This is a genomic window from Frigoribacterium sp. Leaf415, assembly GCF_001424645.1.
In the GTDB taxonomy this organism is placed as follows: Bacteria; Actinomycetota; Actinomycetes; order Actinomycetales; family Microbacteriaceae; genus Frigoribacterium.
This window is the reverse complement of the sequence record NZ_LMQR01000001.1, coordinates 1,886,633-1,905,749: the sequence shown is the minus strand read 5'-3', so window position 1 is coordinate 1,905,749 and position 19,117 is coordinate 1,886,633. Positions and strand designations below refer to the sequence as shown.

18 protein-coding genes are annotated in these 19,117 nt (G+C 71.0%); 8 read left to right on the top strand and 10 right to left on the bottom strand.

Going from position 1 to position 19,117, the window contains the following annotated elements:
* Positions 1-42 precede the first annotated feature (42 nt).
* The gene (locus ASG28_RS08770; protein WP_055977334.1) at positions 43-1,386 is read left to right on the top strand and encodes a PhoH family protein; all 1,344 of its coding nucleotides are present in this window, start codon (positions 43-45) and stop codon (positions 1,384-1,386) included.
* Positions 1,387-2,564: 1,178 nt separating this feature from the next.
* Here ASG28_RS08770 and ASG28_RS16405 read toward each other — a convergent pair.
* Entirely contained in the window at positions 2,565-3,092 is a 528-nt protein-coding gene (locus ASG28_RS16405) for a hypothetical protein (protein WP_157485680.1), read from the bottom strand.
* A 182-nt stretch (positions 3,093-3,274) separates the two neighbouring features.
* Between ASG28_RS16405 and ASG28_RS08760 the strand changes: the two genes are divergently transcribed.
* The gene (locus tag ASG28_RS08760) at positions 3,275-4,114 is read left to right on the top strand and encodes a hypothetical protein (protein ID WP_055974140.1); all 840 of its coding nucleotides are present in this window, start codon (positions 3,275-3,277) and stop codon (positions 4,112-4,114) included.
* A gap of 529 nt (positions 4,115-4,643) precedes the next feature.
* Here ASG28_RS08760 and ASG28_RS08755 read toward each other — a convergent pair.
* The 5 genes from ASG28_RS08755 to xseA form a co-directional block, all read right to left on the bottom strand.
* A complete protein-coding gene (locus ASG28_RS08755; RefSeq protein ID WP_167599052.1) occupies positions 4,644-6,044 on the bottom strand; it encodes a class II fumarate hydratase in 1,401 nt (466 codons plus the stop codon).
* An 85-nt stretch (positions 6,045-6,129) separates the two neighbouring features.
* Positions 6,130-6,720 (bottom strand): carbonic anhydrase, encoded by a 591-nt coding sequence (locus ASG28_RS08750; protein ID WP_055977328.1) that lies wholly within the window; start codon positions 6,718-6,720, stop codon positions 6,130-6,132.
* A gap of 160 nt (positions 6,721-6,880) precedes the next feature.
* Positions 6,881-7,564 carry a DUF4245 domain-containing protein gene (locus ASG28_RS08745; RefSeq protein WP_055974137.1) on the bottom strand — a complete coding sequence of 228 codons (684 nt, stop codon included), beginning with the start codon at positions 7,562-7,564 and terminating at the stop codon, positions 6,881-6,883.
* Positions 7,561-7,791: an exodeoxyribonuclease VII small subunit gene (locus ASG28_RS08740; RefSeq protein ID WP_043597840.1), complete on the bottom strand. Its 231-nt coding sequence runs from the start codon at positions 7,789-7,791 to the stop codon at positions 7,561-7,563. The genes ASG28_RS08745 and ASG28_RS08740 overlap by 4 nt, the downstream gene beginning before the upstream one ends.
* Positions 7,792-7,800: 9 nt before the next feature.
* On the bottom strand, positions 7,801-9,090 hold the full coding sequence (xseA, locus tag ASG28_RS08735; RefSeq protein ID WP_055974135.1) for an exodeoxyribonuclease VII large subunit: 1,290 nt from the start codon (positions 9,088-9,090) through the stop codon (positions 7,801-7,803).
* A 116-nt stretch (positions 9,091-9,206) separates the two neighbouring features.
* Here xseA and ASG28_RS08730 point away from each other — a divergent pair, with 116 nt between their 5' ends.
* Both ASG28_RS08730 and ASG28_RS08725 read left to right on the top strand, forming a co-directional pair.
* Positions 9,207-10,280: a 4-hydroxy-3-methylbut-2-enyl diphosphate reductase gene (locus ASG28_RS08730; protein WP_082454523.1), complete on the top strand. Its 1,074-nt coding sequence runs from the start codon at positions 9,207-9,209 to the stop codon at positions 10,278-10,280.
* Complete coding sequence (locus tag ASG28_RS08725) at positions 10,277-10,858, top strand: DUF6264 family protein (RefSeq protein ID WP_055974134.1); 582 nt, start codon at positions 10,277-10,279, stop codon at positions 10,856-10,858. The genes ASG28_RS08730 and ASG28_RS08725 overlap by 4 nt, the downstream gene beginning before the upstream one ends.
* Positions 10,859-10,934: 76 nt before the next feature.
* Here ASG28_RS08725 and fbaA read toward each other — a convergent pair whose 3' ends face one another.
* Positions 10,935-11,963, bottom strand: a complete 1,029-nt coding sequence (fbaA, locus tag ASG28_RS08720) for a class II fructose-bisphosphate aldolase (RefSeq protein WP_055974131.1) — start codon at positions 11,961-11,963, stop codon at positions 10,935-10,937.
* 111 nt (positions 11,964-12,074) lie between these two features.
* Here fbaA and glpX point away from each other — a divergent pair, with 111 nt between their 5' ends.
* On the top strand, positions 12,075-13,073 hold the full coding sequence (gene glpX, locus ASG28_RS08715) for a class II fructose-bisphosphatase (RefSeq protein ID WP_043597850.1): 999 nt from the start codon (positions 12,075-12,077) through the stop codon (positions 13,071-13,073).
* Positions 13,074-13,154: 81 nt separating this feature from the next.
* Here glpX and ASG28_RS08710 read toward each other — a convergent pair whose 3' ends face one another.
* Both ASG28_RS08710 and ASG28_RS08705 read right to left on the bottom strand, forming a co-directional pair.
* On the bottom strand, positions 13,155-14,423 hold the full coding sequence (locus ASG28_RS08710) for a DNA recombination protein RmuC (protein ID WP_055974128.1): 1,269 nt from the start codon (positions 14,421-14,423) through the stop codon (positions 13,155-13,157).
* A 105-nt stretch (positions 14,424-14,528) separates the two neighbouring features.
* On the bottom strand, positions 14,529-15,158 hold the full coding sequence (locus ASG28_RS08705; protein ID WP_055974126.1) for an exonuclease domain-containing protein: 630 nt from the start codon (positions 15,156-15,158) through the stop codon (positions 14,529-14,531).
* A 118-nt stretch (positions 15,159-15,276) separates the two neighbouring features.
* On the opposite strand from ASG28_RS08705, the gene ychF reads away from it, so the two are divergent.
* Positions 15,277-16,350 (top strand): redox-regulated ATPase YchF, encoded by a 1,074-nt coding sequence (ychF, locus tag ASG28_RS08700; protein ID WP_055977322.1) that lies wholly within the window; start codon positions 15,277-15,279, stop codon positions 16,348-16,350.
* 43 nt (positions 16,351-16,393) lie between these two features.
* Positions 16,394-17,581: a N(5)-(carboxyethyl)ornithine synthase gene (locus ASG28_RS08695; protein ID WP_055974123.1), complete on the top strand. Its 1,188-nt coding sequence runs from the start codon at positions 16,394-16,396 to the stop codon at positions 17,579-17,581.
* 110 nt (positions 17,582-17,691) lie between these two features.
* Here ASG28_RS08695 and ASG28_RS08690 read toward each other — a convergent pair whose 3' ends face one another.
* Entirely contained in the window at positions 17,692-18,240 is a 549-nt protein-coding gene (locus ASG28_RS08690; protein ID WP_055974120.1) for a TetR/AcrR family transcriptional regulator, read from the bottom strand.
* 53 nt (positions 18,241-18,293) lie between these two features.
* On the opposite strand from ASG28_RS08690, the gene ASG28_RS08685 reads away from it, so the two are divergent.
* On the top strand, positions 18,294-19,007 hold the full coding sequence (locus tag ASG28_RS08685; RefSeq protein WP_055974119.1) for an MBL fold metallo-hydrolase: 714 nt from the start codon (positions 18,294-18,296) through the stop codon (positions 19,005-19,007).
* The last annotated feature ends 110 nt before the right edge of the window (positions 19,008-19,117 follow it).

The following is a 19,117-nucleotide window of genomic DNA, read 5'->3' as shown; positions in this document are numbered from 1 at the left end:
GCCCAGCCGCCCGAGGACGGAGTGGTCGTGACCGCGTCGAACATCACCTCAACCGAACGCAACACCGCATCAGCCACGGGGGGTGACCAGGCGGTCGCCCAGCGCACCTACGTGCTCGACACCTCGGTGCTGCTGTCCGATCCGCAGGCTCTCTTCCGTTTCGCCGAACACGACGTGGTGCTGCCCGTCGTCGTCGTCAGCGAACTCGAGGGCAAACGTCACGACCCCGAGCTGGGCTATTTCGCGCGTCAGGCCCTGCGCCTGCTCGACGACCTCCGCGTGAAGCACGACCGTCTCGACTTCCCGGTGGCCGTGGGCGACGGGGGGTCGCTGCGAGTCGAGTTGAACCACTCGAACATGTCGGTCCTGCCCTCGGGCCTGCAGTTGAACGACGCCGACTCGCGCATCCTCGCCGTCGCGTCGAACCTCGCCGCCGACGGGCTGGCCGTCACGGTGGTGTCGAAAGACCTGCCCCTCCGGGTGAAGGCCGCATCCATCGGGCTCGCCGCCGAAGAGTACCGGGCCGAACAGGTCGTCGACAGCGGGTACACCGGGCAGGCCTCGATCGAGGTCTCGAGCGAGCAGATGGCCTCGTTCTACGAGTCCGAGAAGATCTCCGCTCGATCGCTCGCGGACGTCCCCGTGAACACCGGGGTGGTCGTGCACTCGGATCGTGGCTCGGCGCTGGCGCGGGTGTTCGCCCGCGGCGAGGCACGTCTCGTCCGCGGCGATCGTGACGTCTTCGGGCTGCACGGCCGCTCGGCCGAGCAGCGTCTGGCGATCGACCTGCTGCTCGACCCCGAGGTGGGCATCGTGTCGCTGGGCGGCAGCGCTGGTACGGGCAAATCAGCCCTCGCGCTCTGCGCCGGCCTCGAGGCCGTCCTCGAGAAGCAACAGCACAAGAAGATCATGGTCTTCCGCCCGCTCTACGCGGTGGGCGGCCAAGACCTGGGGTTCCTCCCGGGCGATGCCGGCGAGAAGATGAATCCCTGGGCCCAGGCCGTCTTCGACACGCTCGGTGCGATCGTGTCCCAGAACGTCCTCGACGAGGTGGTCGAGCGGGGCATTCTCGAGGTGCTGCCCCTGACTCACATCCGGGGACGATCGTTGCACGACGCGTTCGTGATCGTCGACGAGGCTCAGTCCCTCGAGCGCAACGTGCTCCTGACCGTGCTCAGTCGCATCGGCCAGAACTCGCGGGTGGTGCTGACCCACGACGTGGCGCAGCGCGACAACCTGCGCGTCGGCCGGCACGACGGGGTCGCCTCGGTCATCGAGACGCTCAAGGGCCACCCGCTGTTCGGTCACGTGACGCTGACCCGCTCCGAGCGGTCCGCGATCGCGGCCCTCGTCACCGAGATGCTCGAGTCGAACGACCTGATGTAGCAGGGACCGCAGGAGGCGCTGGTCACCCGACCCGCGCCTCCTGCCCCCCCCGGGCGGTGCCGGGTGCGTTCGGTGTGAGCCGGCCAGGGGGAGGGGAGCCGCGCGCGGTGTCGGCAACTCAGGAGATATGCGCGCTGACGGTGACGGGTGGTGCGCCTGGTCGTCGTTTTCCTGAGTTGGCGCCGGTGCTCGGGGTCGCCTCGTGCTCTGCGCTCCGTGACGGGCCCCCGTCGCGGTGCGATCCGCACGTCGCCCGGCGGTCGCGCGCTGCGTCGGCAACTCAGGAGATATGCGCGCTGACGGTGACGGGTGGTGCGCCTGGTCGTCGTTTTCCTGAGTTGGCGGCGGTGCTCGGGGTCGCGTCGTGCTCTGCGGTCCGTGACGGGGCCCCGTCGCGGTGCGATCCGCACGTCGCCCGGCGGCCGCCTGCTGAGTCGGCAACTCAGCATGTCGACACGGTTCGAGGACGGGTGGAGGTCCCCGCGCGGCATTCTCCGGACTTGCCGGCGCGTGTGGGGTGGGGTGTTGCCGGCGTGGGGCTTGGGGTGTAGCCGGCGTGGGGCTTGGGGTGTAGCCGAGCAAGGTGGGGCGGGCCGGGGTGCCGAGGTTGGCAGGGTCGCGGACGCGGCGCGGGTGCGGCGTGGGCGTGGCGTGGGCGGGGCGCGGGTGTGGCGCGGCGCGGGTGCGGCCTTTGGCGTGATGGGTGCCGGTGTGCCGGTGGGCCGGAGTGCGGAACGCCCCGGCCCCAGTTCGTGCGTAGCCGTCCTTTTCCACCGGCGGGCTCGCACGCCCCGCCGAGGAGGCGCGGGTCGCGTCAACCTGGCGGCATGCAGCAGATCGCGACCCACGTCAGGAATTCCGGCGGCGTCCTCCACAAGCGGGATCTCGTCGCCCTCGGAGCCACCGACCGGATGCTCACCGCAGCCGTGCGCTTCGGGCACGTGCACCGAGCCCGTCGAGGCTGGTACACGACCTTCCCGCCGGGTGACGCGAGGCACGAAGCCGTGCGCATCGGGGGCAGGTTGACCGGGGCGTCGCTCTTGGCCCTGCTCGGGGCGTGGATGTGGACGGCCGCTCCCACCGTCAGCGTCGTGGTGCCCCCTGGGGCGTCACGACTCCGGCCACGGCGGGGCGCGGCGGTCCGGTGGCGGGCCGACGGGCGAGTGCCCCCTCGTCCGTCATCCGAGACGGTGCCATGTCACGCCGGCGACGACGAACACGCGGTGGACGACGCCCACCGGGCGGCCTGGGCCGTACCCCTGCGAACCGCGCTGGTGGACGCCGTCGTGGCCGCACCTCTCGACGAGGCGGTCGCCCTGCTGGACTGGGCACTGTCCAGCGGTCACTTCTCGGTCGTCGGACTGCACGAGGCCTTCGCGGGGGCCCCGGCCGACGTGAGAGGCATCGTCGACTGGGCCGACGCCCGAAGCGAGAGCTTCATCGAGAGCGTCATGCGGGTGACCTTCGTCGGTCTGGGGCACCGGGTCGAGTCGCAGACCCGGGTCGGCCCGGGGGACCGTCGCCGCATCGACGTCGTCGTCGACGGCGTCGTCGCCCTCGAACTCGACGGCCGCAGCTGGCACGGCGACACGTTCGACACAGATCGCCTGAAGGACCTGGCCATCACGATCCAGGGTCGGGTCGCCCTTCGAGCCAGTTACGAGATGGTGCGCGACCATCGACCGCTCATCATCGAGGCCGTCCACACGGTGCTCGGGGATGCCCGACGACCTCGACGCCGCCTCGTCGTGCCCCGCGGACGTGCCCGCCGTCCTGGTGTCCGGCGCACACGGGGGCGACGCCCGTGGCATCTGGCTCGACCGGCTCGAGGACGTGTCTCGCCCCCGGGGCCGCCTGGACCGGGGACGGCTTCGACAGTGGGAGCGTCATGACCTCATCGGACGGTCTGGAGGACGGGACGATGTTGCCGGACGGGACGCGCTCGGTGGACGGGAGCGGCTCGCTGGACGGGACGCGCTCGGTGGACGGGAGCGGCTCGCTGGACGGGACGCGCTGGGCGGACAGGAGCGGCTCGCTGGACGGGACGCACTCGGCGGACTGGGGAGCAGCTCGAGGCGGTGGCGGGCCGCTGCCCGAGCGCACGCAGGCCCGCGAAGCAGTCGCCGTGGCTGCACTGTCGACGGTCGCGGTCGCTGCCACGGCCGCCACGCCTCTTGCCGAGCCTCTCGCGGGCGCGAACGCGGGGGCGGTGACGCTCGTCGGATTTCTCGGAGTCGCGGCCGTGACACCGGCCCTGGTCCGGATCGACCTGGCCGAACGTCGACTGCCGAACGTCCTGGTCGGAGTGGCCGCGGGTGCCTGGGGGGTGTCGACGGCTCTGCACGTCGCCGGGGGTGACCCCGCCCAGGCGGTGACGAGTCTGGCCCTCGCCCTGGCCGCCGCCGTGTTCGGTCTGCTGGCCGCTCTCGCGGGCGGCCTGGGCATGGGGGACGTCAAGCTCGGGGCCGTGCTGACCGGTCTCTTGTCGACGGGCGACCTGACGGCTCTGCTGGGTTTCTGGGGTCTCGCCGGAACGCTGGCCATCGGGGTGGCCGGCGTTCGGACGTTCGGCACGAGGTCGCGACGGTCACGGTCGCATCCAGGGGCCGACTCGGCACGGGCCGGTCGGGGCGTCCCCTTCGGGCCGTGCCTGCTCGCGGCGTTCTGGTGTGTGGTGGCCAGCCGTTCGGTCGGCGTCGGCATCGATGCCGTCATGACGGTTCTGTGACGTCCGCGCTGCGTTGCGACCGCGGCCACAGGACGAGGAGGGCAAGAGTAGAAGCCGAGACGCCGAGGAGGCGCGAGTCCGTCGCCGACGGACGCGCGCCTCCTCGACGTGCTGCGGGCGCGACGCCGATAGGCGATGTCCCGGGCGGGGACGCTCCGGGCGGGGACGCCCGATGGGCTGCTGCTGCTGCGGCGACCCGGACAGAGCGGCGACCCGGACAGAGCGGCGACCCTGACAGGGCGACCCGGACGAAGCGCCGCGCGGGCAGGGCGCCGTGCGGGCTGGGCGCCGTGCGGGCTGGGCGCCGTGCGGGCTGGGCGCCGTGCGGGCTGGGCGCCGTGCGGGCTGGGCGCCGCGCGGGCTGAGCGCCGCGCGGGCAGGGCGGCGACCCAGGCAGGGCGCCGCGCGGGCTGGGCGCCGCGCGGGCTGGGCGCCGCGCGTTGGACTCAGCCCGACGGGGCAAACCTGGGCGCCCCGCCGCGCGGGCTCAGCCCGGCAGGGCAGGGCAGGGCACCCCGCCGGGCGAGGCTCAGCCCGGGTGGGTCATGCTGAGCACGTCGAGTGCGGTGTCGAGCTGCTGCTCGGTGACCTCGCCCCGCTCGACGAACCCGAGGTCGACGACGGCCTCTCGGACGGTGAGCTTCTGCGCGACCGCGTGCTTGGCCACCTTCGCCGCCGCCTCGTAGCCGATGACCCGGTTGAGCGGCGTCACGATCGAGGGAGACGACTCGGCGAGGGCACGGGCGTGCTCGACGTTGGCCTCGAGCCCGTCGACGGTCTTGTCGGCCAGGGCGCGGGTGGCGTTCGAGAGCAGGCGGATCGACTCGAGCAGTGCCGTTCCCATCACGGGGATCGCCACGTTGAGCTCGAAGGCTCCGGACGCGCCGGCCCAGGCGATCGTCGCATCGTTGCCGATCACCCGTGCCGAGACCATGAGCACGGCCTCGGGGATGACCGGGTTGACCTTGCCGGGCATGATCGACGAGCCGGGCTGCAGATCGGGGATGTGCAGCTCGCCGAGGCCCGCGTTCGGCCCCGAGCCCATCCACCGGATGTCGTTGTTGATCTTCGTGAGGCTCACGGCGAGCACTCGCAAGGCACCGGAGGCCTCGACGAGCGCGTCGCGCGCCCCCTGCGCCTCGAAGTGGTCGAGCGCTTCGGTGACGGGCAGACCGCTGTCGTCCGCCAGGGCGGCGATGACCCGTTGCGGGAAGCCCTGGGGGGTGTTGATGCCGGTCCCCGTGGCCGTTCCGCCCAGGGGGACCTCGGCCACGCGGGGAAGGGCGCTCTGCACCCGTTCGATCGCGAGACGGATCTGCCGCGCATAGCCGCCGAACTCTTGGCCGAGCGTGACCGGCGTGGCGTCCATGAGATGGGTGCGGCCTGCCTTCACCACGTCGGACCAGGCGGAGGCCTTCTTCTCGAGGGCGATCGCCAGGTGGTCGAGGGCGGGGACCAGGTCGTGCAGCAGCGCACCCGTGACGGCGACGTGGACGGAGGTCGGGAAGACGTCGTTCGACGACTGCGACGCGTTGACGTGGTCGTTGGGGTGGACGGCGACGCCGTCGACCGTGCCGGCGAGGGTGGCGAGCACCTCGTTCATGTTCATGTTCGACGAGGTGCCGCTGCCGGTCTGGTAGACGTCGACGGGGAACTGGTCGTGGTGGCTGCCGCCGATGATCTGGTCGGCGGCCGAGACGATCGCGTCGGCGACGGGCCGGTCGATGATGCCCATCTCGCCGTTCACCAGGGCGGCCGCCCGCTTGATGCGTGCCAGCGCCACGATCTGTGCGGGCTCGAGGCCGGCCCCGCTGATGGGGAAGTTCTCGACGGCACGCTGCGTCTGGGCGCGGTAGAGCGCCGATGCAGGAACGCGCACCTCGCCCATCGTGTCGTGCTCGATGCGGTACTCGGTCTCGGATGTGGTCACGACGTCGTGGTCCTTTCCTCGGGCCCTGCCGGGCTGCTGCGCCCGTCGAGGGCGCGGGGCGTCGGAGCGTTCGCCCCGACTCGGTTCAGAGTCGGCCGACGACGACCGAAGGGTCGACCCGCCCGTTGGCGAGGTCGTAGTTCGCGCCGACCACGGCCAACTTACCGTCCGCGACGGCGGACGTGATGAGGGCGGACCGGTCGACGAGCGTGCGGACGGACGCCTCGATGTGCAGCTGGCCGACCGTGCGGGGGTCGAGGTCGGCACCGTTCTCGAGATCGAGCTGGGCACGCTCGACCGACGGCATGATCATGTCGATCAGCCCACCCAGGAACTCCGACCCGGGGGCGGCGTCGGAACCGATGGAGTCGATGGCCGAGGCGACGGCGCCGCAGCTGTCGTGGCCGAGGACCACGATGAGGGGGACGTGGAGCACAGAGACGGCGAATTCGAGCGAGGCGATGACGGTGTCGCCGACCACCTGGCCGGCGTTGCGTACGACGAAGAGGTCACCGAGACCGACGTCGAAGATGATCTCGGCGGCGAGTCGCGAGTCGGCACAGCCGAAGAGGGCGGCCACCGGTTCTTGTCCGGCGGCGAGGGACGATCGGCGGTCGCTGTCCTGGTGAGGGTGGTGCGGTGCCCCGTCGACGAAGCGGTGGTTGCCCTCGACCATGCGGCTCCACGCGGTACCGGGGGCCGAATCCTCGGCGGGGTCGGTCGTCGGCTCGTCCGTCGAGGCGGAACGGGAGGCGGAACCGGAGAGGGAGCCGGAGGCGGAAGGGATGTGGGCTGCCGCGGCAGGGGCGTCGGCGGCGGGGTCGTGTCGGGTCACGTCATTCGCTTTCTTGGCTGGAGATCTGTTCGGCCAGTGAGGTGGCCAGGACGTCGAACTCGGAGTCGTCGGCCGTGCCGTACAGCACGTACGAGCTGCGGTCGACCGTGGTGGTCAGGGCGTAGGCGTAGTTGCCCGGGTCGTCGGCGTCACGCCGGTCGTAGACGTCCCAGGTGAGCCCGCCGATCGACCGGGTCGACGTCGCCGCGGCGTTCTGCACCTGCAGGCTGACCCAGGTCGGGTTGGCGTCGATGCCCTGTTCGAGGCCGATGAACTGCTGGTCGGGGGTGATGAGCCCGACGTACCAGGTCGGCACGTCGTCGCGGGTGGACGACCGGACCTCGGCCGCGTTCGACGACCACCCGTCGGGCAACGGAGGCGCGGCGAGGGGAGCGTCGACGCTCGCCTGCGCCTGTGTCGCGACCTGCACGTAGTCGATCTCTTGGCGGTTCACGGTGCCGCTGGGGCGGACCACGACGAGCACGAGGAAGAGCACGATGCCGAGCGAGGCGACGATCGAGAGGGTCAGGTTGATCGCCGTCTGGTTCGCGTAGTGCTTGCGCGTGTTCTCGGCCTTGCGCGCGGCGGTCTCGTCGGGGGTCTCGGGCCGGCCGAGCTCTGCGACGACGCGGGGCTCACGAGGACGTCGCGGGACCCGCCGGCCGCCCTCGGAGGGGGAGGTCATTCGGCGGACACCTGGCGGCGGGCCGCCTCGAGTCGCTCTCGCGCCCCCATCAACCATTCTTCGCAGCGCCGGGCGAGTGCCTCGCCGCGTTCCCAGAGGGCCAGCGAGCGTTCGAGGGTCGAGGCGCCCTGCTCGAGTTCGTTCACGACGGACACGAGCTCGTCGCGGGCCTGCTCGTAGCTGAGCGAGGAGACGTCGGGCGGGGTGCTGGTCGGGGTGGTGTCCACGGGACGATCCTAACGAGGGGTGCTGAGGGAGGTCGCGTCAGACGCCACGGGTGAGGAGTCGCCCGTCGCGTCGGAGCCTGGGGAGGAGGCGCCGGTGCTGACGGCGCCCACCGCGCCTCCGTCGGTGGTCACGAGGAGGCGCGTCTCGGCGGGAGCCTCGTCGGGGGACCGCAGCACGCTGCCCGACGGCAGTTGCACGATCGCGTAGCCGCGGCGCAGTGTGCCCTGCGGTGACAGGGCGCGCAGCTGCGCCGTGAGCTCGGAGACCCGGGTGTGCGCCCTCTCGACGGCCCGCCCGACGAGTTCTTCACCCCGGGCCACCGCCCGGACGACCTCGTCGGCCCGGACGTCGACGAGGGTCTGGGGTGAGGCGAGCACGGGCCTGCTGCGGATCTGTTCGAGCCGGTCGATCTCGGTGGCGACCAGCGAGGTCAGACGCACGCCGATGCGGGTGCGCGCCTGTTGCACGCGGGACAGTTCTTCGGTCACGTCGGGGACGACCCGTTTGGCGGCGTCGGTGGGCGTGGACGCGCGCAGGTCGGCGACGTCGTCGAGCAGCGGCCGGTCGGCCTCGTGCCCGATCGCACTGACGACCGGCGTGGTGCAGGCCGAGACGGCGCGGACGAGCCCCTCGTCGCTGAAGCCGAGCAGGTTCTGAAAGTCGCCGCCGCCTCGGGCGACGATGATGACGTCGACCTCGTCGTCGGCGTCGAGACGCTGGATCGCCGCCGTGACCTCGCCGACCATGCGGTCGCCCTGCACCGCCGCGTGCACCACCCGGAACGAGACCGAGGGCCATCGCAGCTGGGCGTTGCGCAGGACGTCCTTCTCGGCGTCGCTGTCTTTGCCGGTGACGAGGCCGATGCACCCGGGGAGGAACGGCAGGGCCTGTTTGCGTTCGGGGGAGAAGAGCCCCTCGGCCGTGAGCTGGCGGCGGAGACGTTCGAGTCGCTCGAGGAGGTCGCCGAGCCCGACGTGGCGCATGTCGAACACCTGCATCGTGAGGCTGCCGCCCTTGACCCAGTAGTTCGGCTTGACGGCGGCGATGACGCGGTCGCCCTGCTTGAGGTCGGCGGGCACGCGCGACTTCACGCTGGACCAGATGGAGAACGACACGGTGGCGTCCTGTTCGAGGTCGCGGAGCTTGCCGTAGACGTTGCCCCCGGAGACGTTCCACTGGGTGATCTCGCCTTCGACCCAGGCCGTGCCGAGGCGGTCGATCCAGTCGCGCACCTTGCTCGCGAGGAGCCCGACGGGCCACGGGGACTCGGCGGTGGGGGGAGGGGGAACGATCGTCATGGAGCTCCGTTCGAGGGATGGTCGACACCGGCAGGACGAGCGACGGCCCGGGGCGATCGACCGTTCGCGCGGCCGCTCCCAGTACGCGACCAGTCCGGCACACCTAGACTCGTCGGGTGAGCCACATCTCCAACGGCGCCCTCGCCATCGACCTGCCGACACCGCGTGTTCCTGCGGTGCGGAACAGGCTAAAGGATACCCCCGTCAACGGACGCAAGCGGGTGCTGCTCGCGGCACCTCGCGGGTACTGCGCCGGCGTCGACCGAGCCGTGATCGCGGTCGAGAAGGCGCTCGAGCACTACGGCGCTCCCGTCTACGTCCGCAAGCAGATCGTCCACAACGTGCACGTCGTGGCGACCCTCGAGAGCCAGGGAGCGATCTTCGTCGACGAGGTCGACGAGGTCCCCCAGGGGTCGCACATCGTCTTCAGCGCGCACGGCGTCTCGCCGGCCGTCGTGAAGGGTGCGGCCGACCGCGAGCTGCAGGCCATCGACGCGACCTGCCCCCTCGTCACGAAGGTGCACCGCGAGGCCGTGCGCTTCGGCAACCAGGGCCGTCACATCATCCTGATCGGCCACGCCGGGCACGAAGAGGTCGAGGGCACGATGGGTCACGCGGCGGACCGCACGACCCTCGTTCAGAACCCGGGCGAGGTCGACGACCTCGTCGTCGCCGACCCCGACAACCTCGTCTGGCTGTCGCAGACCACCCTCAGCGTCGACGAGACGATGGAGACCGTGCGTCGTCTGCGCGAGCGCTTCCCGAGCATCCAGAACCCCCCGAGCGACGACATCTGCTACGCCACGCAGAACCGCCAGGTCGCGATCAAGAAGGTCGCCCAGGGCGCCGATCTCGTCATCGTCGTCGGCTCGGCGAACAGCTCGAACAGCGTGCGTCTCGTCGAGGTCGCCCTCGAGCACGGGGCCAAGGCCGCCTACCGCGTCGACTACACGAACGAGATCAAGCAGGAGTGGCTCGACGGCGTCGAGACGGTGGGGGTCACCTCCGGCGCGTCGGTGCCCGAGGTCCTCGTCGACGAGGTCCTGGCCGACCTCTCCGACGCCGGCTACGTCGACGTCCAAGAAGTCGTCACGGCCGAAGAGGACTTGATGTTCTCGCTTCCGAAAGAGCTCCGGAAAGACGCGACGGGCCAGGTCGACGCGCGCGGCCTCGGCGGTCGCACCCGATGACCGACGACCGTCCGAAGCCGCGCTACGGCGAGTACGCCCCCGAGGGCTGGGTCAATCCCGTCACGGCCGAGGCCGACAGCGCCGAGGAGGCGCGGGTCGCCGGTCAGGACGCGCGGCCCGCCATCTCGACCGACGTGCGCCCCGGTGACGAGACCCGCACCGCGCCTCCTGCACTCACGACCGGGCGCCGCATCGACCGGGTGGCGACGTTCGCCCTGATCGGGTTGGGCGCCTTCGGAGCGATCCAGGCCATTGCCCGCGTGCCCGGCTACGCGACGACGCAGCTCGCCCAGTTCGAGACGTTCGGGCTCGACCTCTCGGGGTTCGGCTCATCGGCCGGGCTGCAGACCTTCGGTGTCGTCATGGCCGTGCTGGCCGTGGCGCTCTTCGCCGTCTCGACCTGGTGGACCCTCCGGCGGCTGCGCGCCGGGCGTCTCGGATTCGTCGTGCCCCTCGTCGCCGGTGTCGTCTTCGGTCTCGTGCAGGGGTTCGGAGCGGCGGCGATCCTGATGGGTGACCCGGCCTTCGCCGAGGCCATGCAGAGCTTCACGAACGACTACTTCTCGGGGTCGAACTGACCCTCGCCCGACGCCCCGACGACGAAGCCCCCGAGCACTCGCTCGGGGGCTTCGTCGTGCGACCAGGAGGCGCGGGTCAGCTCGCCGACTGACCGTACGACCCGAGCTGCTTCGTCGCTTCGACGACGCGGGCGGCCATGGCGGTCTCGGCGACCTTGCCCCAGGCGCGGGGGTCGTACTGCTTCTTGTTGCCGACCTCGCCGTCGACCTTGAGGAAGCCGTCGTAGTTCTTCAACACGGTGTCGGCGATGGAACGGCTGAAGGCGTACTGCGTGTCGGTGTCGAGGTTCATCTTGACGACGCCGTTCGAGACGGCCTCGGCGATCTCGGCGTCGGACGACCCCGAGCCCCCGTGGAAGACGAGTTCGAGCGGCTTCGCGGCCGTGCCGAACCTCTCTTGGATGCCCTGCTGGATCTCGCCGAGCAATTCGGGACGCAGCTTGACGTTGCCCGGCTTGTACACGCCGTGCACGTTGCCGAAGGTGAGCGCGGCGATGTAGCGGCCGTGCTCGCCGAGGCCGAGCGCCTCGACCACGCGGGTGACGTCGCCCACCGTGGTGTAGAGCGCGTCGTTGGTGCCCTCGTGCTGGACTCCGTCTTCTTCGCCGCCGACGACGCCGATCTCGACCTCGAGGATGGCGTTGATCGCCTTGGTGCGCTTCAGCATGTCCTGCGCGATGGAGATGTTCTCGTCGAGGGGGACGGCCGAACCGTCCCACATGTGCGACTGGAACAGCGGGTTGCGACCGGCACGGACCTCTTCTTCGGAGGCGGTGATCAGGGGCAGCACGAAGCCGTCGAGGGCGTCCTTCGGGCAGTGGTCGGTGTGCAGGGCCACGGTCACGGGGTAGTTCTTCGCGACCTCGGTCGCGAACTTCGCGAAGGCGATGGCCCCCGCGGCACGGTTCTTGACGGTGTGGCCGGCGAAGTAGTCGGCGCCGCCGGTGGTCACCTGGATGATGCCGTCGCTGCCCGCCTCGGTGAGGCCCTGCAACACCGAGTTGATCGTCTGTGACGACGAGACGTTGACGGCGGGGTAGGCGAAGCCCTTGTTCTTCGCCTTGTCGAGCATCTCGGCGTACTGCTCGGGGGTTGCGACGGGCATTGAATCTCCTTCGATCACGACTGGTGGCTCGTCCACCCTAGTCAGCGCACGTCTGTTCGTCCTGGTCGCCGGAGCCCGGTCGGGAGGCGCGGCGCGGGTAAGATCCGGAGCATGGCTGACACGGATTCCGGAACCCTCTACTCGCACCCCGACCGCAACCTCGGCATGGAACTGGTCCGGGCCACCGAGGCGGCCGCGATCCGCTCGGCGCCGTTCATCGGCAAGGGCGACAAGAACGCGGCCGACAAGGCCGCGGTCGACGCCATGCGCAAGTTCCTCGGCACGGTGGCGTTCGACGGCGTGGTCGTGATCGGCGAGGGCGAGAAGGACGAAGCCCCGATGCTCTTCAACGGCGAGCACGTCGGCAACGGCTTCGGCCCGGCCTGCGACATCGCCGTCGACCCGATCGACGGCACGAGCCTCACCGCGGCGGGACGCATGAACGCCCTCTCGGTCATCGCCGTCAGCGACCGGGGCAGCATGTACGACCCCAGCGCCGTCTTCTACATGGACAAGATCGTCACCGGCCCCGAGGGCCGCGGCATCATCGACCTCGACCGTCCGATCGGCGAGAACATCACCGCCCTGGCGGCCGCCAAGGGCATCGCCGTCGAGGACATGCAGATCGCCGTCCTCGACCGTCCCCGTCACGCCGACCTGATCGCCGAGATCCGGGCCGTGGGCGCCTCGACCCGCCTGCTGCTCGACGGCGACGTCGCCGGCGGCATCAACGCGGCCCGTCCCGACTCGCGCATCGACATGTGCGTCGGCGTCGGCGGCACGCCCGAGGGCATCATCACCGCCTGCGCGGTGAAGGCCCTTGACGGCCTGATCCTCGCCCGTCTCGCCCCGAAGGACGACGCCGAGCGTCAGAAGGCGATCGACGCCGGTCACGACCTCGACCGCGTGCTCGACCAGGACGACCTCGTCACGGGCGACAACGCGTACTTCGTCGCCACCGGCGTCACCGACGGTGCTCTCGTCGCCGGCGTCACGCGCAAGCAGGGCATGATCCGCACGTCGAGCATCGTGCTGCGTTCGCACTCGGGCACCATCCGTCGCGTCGAGGCCGACCACCTGGTCTCGAAGTGGTACGGCGAGAAGGCCTGACCTCCACGCCGCCTCACGACACGACGAACGCCCGGCCTCCGTCGGGCGTTCGTCGTCTCCGGCGACGACGGTGGCGAGGAATCAGTCGCGGTCGGTGCTGCTCTCGTCGAGTGCCGAGGCGAGTTCGGGTGCGGTGAGCTCGCGCGGTGACTCCTCGACGGTCGTCGGGGTCGCGAGGACCTTGGACTCGTCGAGCATGCTGAGTCGACGGGCCGACGGGAGGACCGTCCGCTCGAGCGACCCGACGAACCGGTTGTAGTCGGTGACGCCGGCGCGCAGCGACCGGCCGAGCTTGTCCACGTGACCTGCCATGGTCGACAGCCGCCCGTAGAGCTCGCGGCTCAGATCGAACAGTTCTTTCGCCTCGGCGGTGACGACGTCCTGCTGCCAGCTGAACGCGACGGTCTTGAGCACCGACCAGAGGGTCACGGGCGATGCCAGGGCGACGCGTTTCTGGAACGCGTAGTCCATCAGAGCAGGGTCGGCCTCGAGGGCGGACGACACGAGCGACTCGCTCGGGATGAACGCGATGACGAGTTCGGGCGAGGAGTCGAGCCCGGCCCAGTAGGTCTTGCCCGCCAGGGCGTCGACGTGGGCCCGCAGTGCCTTGACGTGCTGCCGGACGAGTTGGTCGCGTCGGGCGCCCTCGTCACCCGTGGCGGAGGCGGGGATGGCGCTGGCCTCGAGGTAGGCCGAGAACGGCACCTTGGCGTCGACCGCGATGTTCTTGCCCCCGGGGAGGTGCACCACCATGTCGGGCCGGCCGGAGCCGGCGTCGGACGAGATCGACGTCTGCACGTCGAAGTCCACGCGCTCGACGAGGCCCGCGGCCTGCACGACGTTGCGCAACTGGGTCTCGCCCCAGACGCCGCGCGTGCTGTTCGACTTCAGCGCCGAGGCGAGCGACTCGGCCGTCCCGCGGAGCCGCTCGCCCGATTCGGCGGCGGTGCGCAGCTGCTCGCTGATGGCGCCGTACTGGAGGGTGCGTTCGGCCTCGAGTTCGGCCACCTTCTGTTGGACGGCCTGCAGGCTCTCGGCCACCGGGCTGAGCGCGACGAGCACCTGACCGTCGGTGCGCGCCCTCTCGGCCTCGGCGATGCGGACGTCGCGGAGGCGGTCCTGGAACTCGCGGAGTCGGTCCTCTTGCTGCGCGATCTGGCGTCGGTACTGGTCGTCCTGGCCGTCGAGGCGCTCACGAGCGGCATCGGCCACGGCACGGGCGGCGGCCAGGTCGGACGAGAGGCGTGCCGTCGCCTCGGCCGCGCGGGTGCGGGCGACCAGCGCGCCGACGAGGATGCCGAGCACGAGGCCGACCAGCAGGGTGAGGAACAGGGCGAGCGGGAGGGGCATGACGGCAGTGTGGCAGCGGCCACCGACACCGACTGGTGATCGGCACGGGTGGGGCGAGAAAGATCGGCGAGCCTCGGAGGCGGCGATGTGATGGAGCGGAAGGGCTCAGCCGAAGGCCATGGGAAGCCGGTCGGCGCGGGGAACGGCGGATGCCGTCGGTGCTACGGCAGGCTGCAGCACCTTCACCTTGACCGACGCGATCGACGCCAGCTCGCTGAGGTCGGAGGCGCCATGGAAGAGGGCCGAGTGGGCGACGATGGCCGCGCAGGCCTCGGCGTCGGCGAGGGCGTCGTGGTGTGAGAAGGCGTCGAAGCCGGCAGCCGTCGCGGCGACCGGAAGCCGGTACGAGTCGAGCGAGTAGGTCTTGCGGGCGACCTGCAGGCTGCAGAGGTACGACCACGGGGGAGGGGTCAGCCCGGTGGCGGCGCAGGCCGCCCTGATGACGCCCATGTCGAAGCCGGCGTTGTGGGCGACGAAGACGTCGTCGCCGGCGAAGTCGGCGAGCAGCTCGAACTGTTCGGCCCAGCCGAAGGCACCGATCACGTCGCTCGCGACGATGCCGTGGATGCGGGTGTTCCACTCGGAGAACTCGTCGTGCCCGGCGGGCGGCTGGATCAACCAGCCGACCTTGTCGACGACGACCCCGTCGCGGACCTTGACGAGGCCGACGGAGCAGGCGCTGGCGCTGCTCGAGTTCGCGGTCTCGAAGTCGATCGCGGTGAAGTCGATGGGCATTGACTCATGCTCTCATGCGCCTCCGACACCGCCTCCCCAGGCACGGTCGGCGCCCTTCCGTCCCCAGCCGGCGCGACGCCGACGGCACGGCTCGACAGGGCCGGTACGCTTGACCCTCGTGGCTCTCACTATCGCGATCGTCGGACTGCCCAACGTCGGCAAGTCCACCCTGTTCAACGCCCTGACCAAGAACCAGGTGCTGGCGGCGAACTATCCGTTCGCGACCATCGAGCCCAATGTGGGCATCGTCAACCTGCCCGACCCGCGCCTCCAGGTGTTGGCCGGCCTCTTCGGCAGCGAGAAGATCCTGCCCGCGCCCGTGTCGTTCGTCGACATCGCCGGCATCGTCAAGGGTGCGAGCGAGGGCGAGGGGCTCGGCAACAAGTTCCTGGCGAACATCCGCGAGGCCGACGCCATCGCCGAGGTGGTGCGTGGCTTCGACGACCCCGACGTCGTGCACGTCGACGGCAAGGTCGACCCCGAGAGCGACATGGGCACGATCAACACCGAGCTGATCCTCGCCGACCTCGAGACGGTCGAGAAGGCGCTCGTGCGGTACGAGAAAGAGCTGCGGCTGAAACGCGTCGAGCCGATCGTGCACGAGACGGCCGTCGCCGCCCGTGACGCCCTGCAACGTGGCGAGGCACTCTCGGCCACGAGCATCGACCTCGAGCCGATCCGCGAGCTGGGACTGCTCACCGCGAAGCCCTTCATCTACGTCTTCAACGTCGACGAGGCCGTCCTCACGGACGAGGCGCGCAAGGCCGAGCTGCAGGCGCTGGTCTCGCCGGCCGAGGCGATCTTCCTCGACGCTCAGGTCGAGTCCGAGCTGATCGGCCTCGACGACGAGGACGCCGCCGAGCTGCTCGCGTCGCTCGGGCAGGACGAGTCCGGTCTCGACCAGCTCGCCCGCATCGGGTTCGAGACGCTGGGTCTGCAGACCTACCTGACGGCGGGCCCGAAAGAGACCCGCGCGTGGACGATCGGCAAGGGTTGGAAGGCCCCGCAGGCCGCCGGAGTCATCCACACCGACTTCGAGAAGGGCTTCATCAAGGCCGAGGTCATCTCGTTCGACGACCTGGTCGAGACCGGCTCCATCGCGGAGGCGCGCTCGGCCGGCAAGGCCCGCATCGAGGGCAAGGAATACGTCATGCAGGACGGCGACGTGGTGGAGTTCCGCTTCAACAACTGACGCCCCGGGCTCGGGGGCGAGCGCCACTCATCTACTCTCAAGCATGAGCCAAACGGATTCCACGCCCACCGGCACCACCTCCGGCACCCCCGCACTGCTGCGCCTCGGCGTCCTGGCCACCTCGCGCAAGCCCGACGAGCGGCGCCTGCCGATCCACCCCGCGCACCTCGACCGCATCGACGCCGATCTGCGGGCGAACATGACCCTCGAGCGCGGCTACGGCCTGCGCTTCGGCATCCCCGACGCCGACCTCGAGCCCCTCGTCGCCCTGGCCGACCGTGAACAGATCGTCGCCGACAGCGACGTCGTCCTGCTGCCCAAGCCCCAGGCCGCCGACCTCGAGGGCCTCCGCGACGGCCAGACCCTCTGGGGATGGCCGCACTGCGTCCAGGACCGCGAGATCACCCAGCTCGCCATCGACAAACGCCTCACCCTGATCGCGTGGGAGGCCATGAACCACTGGCAGCCCGACGGCGGCTACGGCCTGCACGTCTTCCACAAGAACAACGAGCTCGCCGGTTACTGCTCGGTGCTGCACGCCCTCCAGCTCTGCGGCTCGACCGGCGACTACGGCCGTCGCCTCAGCGCCGTCGTCATCGGCTTCGGCGCCACCGCCCGCGGTGCCGTCACGGCCCTCAACGCCCACGGCATCCACGACGTCCGCGTGCTGACGAACCGCAACATCGCCGCCGTCGGCTCACCGATCCCGTCGGTCGACATCTTCCAGTTCGAGCACGACGCCGAGACGCCCGGCGCCAGCACCGTGAACACCCCCGACGGGCCGGTCGCCCTCGCCCCGTTCCTCGCCGCCGCCGACATCGTCGTCAACTGCACCCTCCAGGACCCGAACGCCCCGCTCACCTACCTCCGCGAGACCGACCTCGACGCCTTCCGCCCCGGCAGCCTCATCGTCGACGTCTCGGTGGACGAGGGCATGGGCTTCGACTGGGCCCGGGCCACGACCTTCGCCGAGCCGCTCGTCACCGTCGGCGCGACCACGAACTACTACGCCGTCGACCACAGCCCCTCACTGCTCTGGAACTCCACGACGTGGGAGATCAGCGAGGCCCTCCTGCCCTTCCTGCGCACCGTCATGGAGGGGCCGACCTCCTGGGCGGCGTCCGACACCATCCGCCGCGCCGTCGAGATCGCGGAGGGGCGGGTCGAGAACGAGGCGATCCTCGAGTTCCAGCACCGCGCCTCCTCGTACCCGCACGCACCGCTCGCTTAGCGCAGGCACGCAGGCACGCAGGCACGCAGGCAGGCAGGCCGGGCGGTCTCGGCGGAACCGGGCGTTCGTGAACGCCCGTTCGCCACGAAGCCGCCCGACCGTCGGGCGGCTCAGACCGCAGGAGGCGCGGCGAGGGCCGCCAGGACGCGCCCGGCCCCGAAGTCCCACGCCTCGTCGACGTCCCCACCCAGCTGGAAGCCGCCGTTGAGCTCCATGATGACGAAGCCCGCCACCCACGCCGTGAGTGTGCGGGCGGCGTCCAGGGCGCGCGCCGGGCCGACGAGTTCCACGCCGACCCGGAGGGCGGCCGCGCTCGCCGCGGCACCGAACTCCCGTCGCGCGGTGGGGACGCCGGGTCCGGGCGTCATGACCAGTTGGAACGCAGCCGGGCGTTCGTGACCGAAGGCGCGGAAGGTGTCGAGCACCTCGCGGGCCGACCCCGCCCCGTCGAGCCGCGCGGCCAGGTCGGTGAGGGTGGCCTCCGCGACCGACCGCAGCAGCGCCTCCCGGTTCTCGACCCGCTTGTAGAGCGAGGGGGCGCGCACGCCGACCTGCGCCGCGACCGCGGCCATCGTGAGGCCGGCGGGGCCGTCGGTCTCGAGCAGCTCGCGGGCGGCGAGCAGGATGGCGTCGAGCGAGGTGCGGTCCGGTGTGGGCATCCGTCGAGTATAGCTATTGACAATAGCCATGATGGCTAAGTATCGTAGCCATCATGGAACTCGGCCCCTCCCTCCACCGCATCGGCAACGACATCGTCGCCGCCTACCTCGTCGTCACGCCCGAGGGCGTGACCGTGATCGACGCCGGCCTGCCCGGCCTCTGGTCCGAACTCGTCACCGAACTCGCCTCCGTCGGACGCACCCTCGCCGACGTGAAGGGCGTCGTCCTCACCCACGGCGACTCCGACCACGTCGGCTTCGCCGAACGGCTGCGACGCGACCACGGGGTGCCCGTGTACGTCCACGCGGCCGACGCGTCGCGGGCGAAGGGTGGACCGAAGCCGAAGAACGGCATGCCTCCCGTGAAGCTCGGCCCCCTGCTGGGCTTCGCCGGTTACAGCCTGCGCAAGGGCGGGGCGAAGACCGCCTGGCTCACCGAGGTCGTCGAGGTGCACGGCGGCGAGACGCTCGACCTGCCGGGCTCGCCCCGGGTGATCCCGATGCCCGGGCACTCCGAGGGCAGCATCGCGGTCTTCGTCCCGAGCGTCGACGCCGTCTTCGTGGGCGACGCCCTGACCACGCGCCACGTGACGACCGGGCACGTCGGGCCCGCACCGGCTCCGTTCACCGACGAGCCCGATCAGGCCCTGGCGTCACTCGACGCCCTGCTCGAGACCGGTGCGACCTGGGTGCTGCCGGGACACGGCGCCCCCTGGGACGGTGGCGTCGACGCCGCGGTGAGCGCCGTCCGCGCCGCCGCCCACTGACCCGACGGAGGAGAACGGGCGAGTTCGGGGGACCCGGGCGTCGTCGACCGCCCGGATGCCACGAAGTCGCCCGTCATCGCCGTGCGCGTCGTCCCGCACCGACCAGACGG

Coding starts and splice junctions, on each gene's coding strand:
- ASG28_RS08760 (WP_055974140.1), top strand. CDS start 3,275: ATGACCTCATCGGACGGTCTGGAGGACGGGACGATGTTGCCGGACGGG.
- ASG28_RS08750 (WP_055977328.1), bottom strand. CDS start 6,720: ATGGTCGAGGGCAACCACCGCTTCGTCGACGGGGCACCGCACCACCCT.
- ASG28_RS08745 (WP_055974137.1), bottom strand. CDS start 7,564: ATGACCTCCCCCTCCGAGGGCGGCCGGCGGGTCCCGCGACGTCCTCGT.
- xseA (WP_055974135.1), bottom strand. CDS start 9,090: ATGACGATCGTTCCCCCTCCCCCCACCGCCGAGTCCCCGTGGCCCGTC.
- ASG28_RS08725 (WP_055974134.1), top strand. CDS start 10,277: ATGACCGACGACCGTCCGAAGCCGCGCTACGGCGAGTACGCCCCCGAG.
- fbaA (WP_055974131.1), bottom strand. CDS start 11,963: ATGCCCGTCGCAACCCCCGAGCAGTACGCCGAGATGCTCGACAAGGCG.
- glpX (WP_043597850.1), top strand. CDS start 12,075: ATGGCTGACACGGATTCCGGAACCCTCTACTCGCACCCCGACCGCAAC.
- ASG28_RS08710 (WP_055974128.1), bottom strand. CDS start 14,423: ATGCCCCTCCCGCTCGCCCTGTTCCTCACCCTGCTGGTCGGCCTCGTG.
- ASG28_RS08705 (WP_055974126.1), bottom strand. CDS start 15,158: ATGCCCATCGACTTCACCGCGATCGACTTCGAGACCGCGAACTCGAGC.
- ASG28_RS08695 (WP_055974123.1), top strand. CDS start 16,394: ATGAGCCAAACGGATTCCACGCCCACCGGCACCACCTCCGGCACCCCC.
- ASG28_RS08690 (WP_055974120.1), bottom strand. CDS start 18,240: ATGCCCACACCGGACCGCACCTCGCTCGACGCCATCCTGCTCGCCGCC.
- ASG28_RS08685 (WP_055974119.1), top strand. CDS start 18,294: ATGGAACTCGGCCCCTCCCTCCACCGCATCGGCAACGACATCGTCGCC.